Source organism: Methylobacterium sp. E-016, from assembly GCF_022829745.1.
Classification (GTDB): domain Bacteria; phylum Pseudomonadota; class Alphaproteobacteria; order Rhizobiales; family Beijerinckiaceae; genus Methylobacterium.
In genome coordinates, this window is sequence record NZ_JAKSYF010000037.1 from 1 (window position 1) to 3,679 (window position 3,679).

Below are 3,679 nucleotides of genomic sequence, written 5' to 3' on the forward strand. Positions count from 1 at the left end.
CCGCAGAGAAGGATGGCCAGCATGAGGAGCGTGGTACAGACCGGGGGCAGGATGAAGAGGCGGGACGGGTTCGTGCCGGGGGCCCACTCGCGGACAGGCGGAGGCGATCACCGCGGCGATCCGTGGGCATCCCCTCGCACCGCACGCGGGGAGAGGGCTGCGACGACCTCGTCGTCGTCGCAGCGAGGCGGCAGCCGACGGTGAGGGGGCTTCGACGGAAGAGGCTCGTCCGGATCCGCCCCCTCACCGCCGCTTCGGCTGCGCCTTCGCGTCCCGCACGGACGACGAGGTCCGTGCGGGCCTCTCCCCGCGTGCGGGCAGAGGGGAAGGGCGCCGTCTGGATCGCGTCGCTCACGGCTGCTGCCGCCGGCGGCCGCGCTTCTGTCCGGCCTCTTGGGCGCCGCCGGCGTCGGCGGCGGGGGTGACCTTCTGGCCGTCGACACCCTCCGTGATCCGCACCGGGGCGCCGTCGCGCAGGCGGTCGGTGCCGTCGGTGACGACGCGGTCGCCGGCCTGGAGGCCGGAGAGCACCACCGTCCGCGTGCCGTCGGTCTCGCCGGTCTTGATCGGGCGGACCGAGACCTTCGCGTCGCCGTCCATCAGGTAGACGTAGGTGCCGGGCGTGCCCTGCAGGATCGCGCCGTTGGGGACCAGCGCCGCGTTCGCCACCGTGTCGACGGTGAGCTTGGCGTTGACGAACTGGTTCGGGAACAGCTCCTCGTCCTTGTTGTCGAACAGGGCGCGCAGCTTCACCGTGCCGGTGGTGACGTCGATCTGGTTGTCGACCGTGTCGAGGGTGCCGGTGGCGATCTCGTGGGCGTCGCCCCGGTCGTAGGCGCGGACCGCGAGCTTGGCGCCGGCGCGCACCCGGCGCATCACCCGGGAGACGTCGTCCTCGGGCAGGGTGAACACCACCGAGATCGGATGGAGCTGGGTGACGACGACGATGTTGGTCGAGGCCGCGGTGATGTAGTTGCCCTGGTCGACCTGGCGCAGGCCGACCCGGCCCTCCACCGGCGAGATGATGCGCGCGTAGGCGATGTTCAGCCGCTGCTGGTCGACGAGGGCCTGGTCGGAGGCGACCGTGCCCTCGTTCTGCTTCACCAGCGCGCCCTGGGTGTCGACGTTCTGCTTCGAGATCGAATCCTGCTGGGCGAGGCGCTGGAAGCGGGCCAGGTCCAGCTTCGAGTTCTGCAGCAGCGCCTGGTCGCGGGCGAGCTGGCCCTGGTACTGGGCGAGCAGCGCCTCGTAGGGCCGCGCGTCGATCTGGGCGAGGTAGTCGCCCTTCTTCACGGTCTGGCCCTCGCGGAACCCGATGTCGGTGAGGTAGCCGCTGATCTGCGATTTCACGGTGACGGTGGCCAGCGGCGTGACGGTGCCGAGCCCCTGAAGCACCACCGGGATGTCGCCGGTGACGATCTGCGCGATGCCGACCGCCTGGGGCACGTCCATGCCGCCGCGCTTGCCGCCGCCGCGGCCGCCCTTGCCCTGGGTCTCACCGGGGCCGCCCGCGACCTGCGTGCGCCCGTCGTACCAGCGGTGGGCCACCGCGCCGGCCGCCAGCAGCGCCAGGAGCAGCAGCATCCAGCGGAAGGGGCGGAACCGGCGCGTCTTGCCGGGCGACGCGACCGGGTCCGGCTGGAACGCGCGCGCCGTGTCCGTGCGGATGGGTGAGCTCTCGTTCATGACTGATTAGACCACGTTCCGGACGCCGCCGCGCCCGTGTCGCGCCCTATCCTCTCGCTGTTTTCGTCCGCGGGCCGACCGTTCGTCGGCCCGGGGAGCGAATCCGACACCCTGGCCCCGGCCGCCTGTACGGCATCCGAACGGACCGTGCCCTGCGGCACCCGCGCCGGGCGCGGCTCGGGTCCGGGTGCGCCCGCTCGGCATCCCTGCGCCGCAGCCATCGCCCGTCAATGCGTCGTCAGTACGGCACCGATGTTTCGGTGCTGTTGCTGGCCCGTCAGGGCCGCTCCAGCGCGCGGTAGTACCGCACCACGTCGCGGTAGGATTCGTCGACCGGCGCCACCGGGACCGCGCGCCGCAGGCCGAGGCCGAGGGCGCCGACGGCGAAGGCGAGCGCGAGGGCGCGGCGGGGGGACATGGCGGGCTCCGGCGATCCGTGACGGCAGGCGGACGAGGCCATAACGCGAAAAGGCCCGCCAACGAATTGGCGGGCCTCGCGACGACCGGTCCGGCGCCAAGTCAGGAACGGAACGAGGGGGCGGAGTTCCGCGCCCACCGGCGCCGCACCGGCCGTGTTCCCGAAAGCTATCTCACGGCTGATGAATGTCAACATTCGTCAGCCGTGAGGCCTGCCAGCAATCGCCGGTGGCGTGCGCTCCCGCACGTTTCGCGCGGGATCGGCCCCATGGTATCACCCCGCCGATGTCCGCCCCCCGCTTCGCATGAACCCGGTCCTCTCCGGCCTCCCGACCACGGTGTTCGAGACGATGTCGCGGCTCGCCCGCGAGCACGGCGCGATCAATCTCGGGCAGGGGTTCCCCGACGACCCGGGCCCCGCCGACATGCGCGAGCGCGGCGCGCGGGCGCTCGTCGAGGGCTCGAACCAGTACCCGCCGATGATGGGGCTGCCGTCCCTGCGCGCGGCGGTGGCGGCGCATTACGCCCGGCACCAGGGGCTCGCCCTCGATCCCGAGACCGAGGTGATGGTGACCTCGGGCGCGACGGAGGCGCTCGCCGGCGCGCTGCTGGCGCTGATCGAGCCGGGCGACGAGGTGGTGCTGTTCGCGCCGATGTACGACGCCTACCTGCCGCTGGTGCTGCGCGCCGGCGGCGTGCCGCGGATCGTGACCCTGACGCCGCCCGCCTTCGGCCTCGACGAGGCCGCGCTCGCCGCCGCCTTCTCGCCGCGCACCAAGGTGGTGCTGCTGAACGACCCGCTGAACCCGAGCGCGACCCGGCTCGGCGCCGACGACCTCGCGCGGCTGGCCGCGTTCTGCCGCCGCCACGACGCGATCGCGCTGTGCGACGAGGTCTGGGAGCACGTGGTGTTCGACGGCGCCCGCCACGTCCCGCTGATGAGCCTGCCCGGCATGCGGGCGCGCACGGTGAAGATCGGCTCGGCCGGCAAGATCTTCTCGCTCACCGGCTGGAAGGTCGGGTTCGTGATGGCCGACGCAGCGCTGATGCGGACGCTCGCCAAGGCGCACCAGTTCCTCACCTTCACCACGCCGCCGAACCTGCAGGAGGCGGTGGCCTACGGGCTGGCGAAGGACGATGCCTACTTCACCGGGATGCGCGCCGGCTACGCCCGCTCGCGCGACCGGCTCGCCGGCGGCCTCGCCGATCTCGGCTTCACGGTGCTGCCGGCGCAGGCGACGTGGTTCCTCAACCTCGACATCGCCGATCTTGGCCACGCCGACGACGTCGCCTTCTGCGAGGCGCTGGTGCGCGAGCATCGCGTCGCGGCGATTCCCGTGAGCGCGTTCTACCCGGACCGGGCCGTGCGCACGCTCGTGCGGCTCTGCTTCGCCAAGGCCGACGCGACGCTGGACGCGGCGCTGGTCCGGCTCTCGGGCGTGCGGCGGGCGGCATCGTGAGCGGGTTTCGGCTTTGGGATGAAACGCCCATCCCCTCTCCCCGCACGCGGGGAGAGGCCCTGCCGCACCCCGTCGTGCGGCCGGGAAGCGCAGCCGAAGCGGCGGTGAGGGGGCGG

Annotated in this window: 3 protein-coding genes; 1 reads left to right on the forward strand and 2 read right to left on the reverse strand. The window is 72.7% G+C overall.

The window, feature by feature from the left end:
• Positions 1 to 351: 351 nt before the first annotated feature.
• Complete coding sequence (locus MKK68_RS02360; RefSeq protein ID WP_147727822.1) at positions 352 to 1,686, reverse strand: MdtA/MuxA family multidrug efflux RND transporter periplasmic adaptor subunit; 1,335 nt, start codon at positions 1,684 to 1,686, stop codon at positions 352 to 354.
• Between the two features lie 277 nt (positions 1,687 to 1,963).
• Positions 1,964 to 2,104, reverse strand: a complete 141-nt coding sequence (locus MKK68_RS02365) for a hypothetical protein (protein ID WP_243935791.1) — start codon at positions 2,102 to 2,104, stop codon at positions 1,964 to 1,966.
• Between the two features lie 304 nt (positions 2,105 to 2,408).
• Between MKK68_RS02365 and MKK68_RS02370 the strand changes: the two genes are divergently transcribed.
• The gene (locus MKK68_RS02370) at positions 2,409 to 3,563 is read left to right on the forward strand and encodes an aminotransferase (protein WP_244028461.1); all 1,155 of its coding nucleotides are present in this window, start codon (positions 2,409 to 2,411) and stop codon (positions 3,561 to 3,563) included.
• Positions 3,564 to 3,679: the final 116 nt, after the last annotated feature.